Source organism: Vibrio sp. A37, assembly GCF_059777565.1.
In genome coordinates this window covers 1-444 of sequence record NZ_JBLNLI010000084.1, presented here as the reverse complement: position 1 = coordinate 444, position 444 = coordinate 1, and the positions used below count along the sequence as shown (strand labels likewise).

Annotated in this window: 1 protein-coding gene; it reads right to left on the bottom strand. The window is 39.2% G+C overall.

Translation table 11 applies throughout. The annotated features are described in order from the left end of the window. Positions 1 to 228 (bottom strand): transposase (locus tag ACM2FC_RS23620; RefSeq protein ID WP_498483474.1); only part of this gene is annotated, 228 nt, incomplete at its 3' end. Between the last annotated feature and the right edge of the window lie 216 nt (positions 229 to 444).

Below are 444 nucleotides of genomic sequence, written 5' to 3'. Positions count from 1 at the left end.
TTGCTTCACTTGTTTTTCTAGCTCTTGAATACGGAGCTGCTCTGGCGTTAATGCGTTAGCTTTAGGCGTGACACCATTGAATTCTTTACGGTACTGACTCACCCATTGTTGAATGGACGAAAGTCCAACACTCATTGCTGCGGCAGCATTTTTGTATTTGTAACCGTGAATAATAACTAGCCCTGCACATTCACGTTTAAATTCTGCGGTTAACATTTTCTTTGGCATTTTTTGACCTCGTTAGCTCGTCTAATTTTACCTCTAACGAAGTCCCTAGTTAAATCATACCGTTACATTTAGTTATAGTGCGTATTGTTCGAATAGGACTTTTGGCCAAAGTCCCATGAAAATCTAGATATAGTATCTGAAATTAAGCGAAGGATACTTTTAAACCTGAGGAATCCCCACGAATTTCTCTCTATAGACTGATTGTGTATCGACCTT